The sequence below is a fragment of the Mesotoga sp. HF07.pep.5.2.highcov genome, from assembly GCF_003666285.1.
Lineage (GTDB): Bacteria > Thermotogota > Thermotogae > Petrotogales > Kosmotogaceae > Mesotoga > Mesotoga prima.
Genome location: NZ_JFHJ01000316.1, coordinates 1 through 644 on the forward strand (window position 1 = coordinate 1; position 644 = coordinate 644).

Annotated in this window: 2 protein-coding genes; both read left to right on the top strand. The window is 43.8% G+C overall.

What is annotated here, in order from left to right; genetic code table 11:
- A partial coding sequence (locus BG32_RS06985) for an ADP-ribosylglycohydrolase family protein (protein WP_147434863.1) occupies positions 1-302 on the top strand: 302 nt, incomplete at its 5' end.
- Positions 295-644, top strand: a 350-nt coding sequence (locus BG32_RS06990) for a hypothetical protein (protein ID WP_147434864.1), incomplete at its 3' end; no start/stop codon positions are given. The genes BG32_RS06985 and BG32_RS06990, both read left to right, overlap by 8 nt.

The window sequence follows — 644 nt, forward strand, 5'->3', positions numbered from 1 at the left end:
ATTTTCTCGACAGAATCTACTATCTGTTTGGCACAACTATGGAGGCGGTAGACGTAGCAGTTGCAGCGATTGCCATCGGGCTTTTCTGCAGAGATGATGTGTGGCAAGCAATAAGGATGGGTGCATCAATCGGCGGAGACACCGATACCATTGCAGCAATAGCAGGCGCACTGTCTTCTCTCCAAGGCGAAACTAACAATATCCCTCATTTCATAACTCAGAAAGTATCGAAAACAAACGAAAATCTTGATCTGCAGAAGTATGTAAGATACGTAGAGGAAACGAGTGATATAGATGATTAAACTATTGTCCGGAAGTGCCTCTGTGGGGATTATCTACGGGATCTTCAATTTCGTTCTAATACCGTATCTCAATGGCAAGTTTCACTCAACTGCTCTGGCTGGAAACCTGGTTTCAGCAGGAATGATTATAACGATCTTCACCGGAATGCTAATTGGCTATCTAGGCGACCGAAACAGGAAATACCTGTTCTTCATTAAAGGTCTCTTCATCATCGCAATTGCCAGCATGTTTATGCTTAGCACAGGCAATGAAATCTTGTTGGGAGTTGCTGCCGTCGTTTTCACCATGTCAATATTCAGTCTTCTTACTCCATACTCTGCCCTTGTCAGCAACGTGAGTAA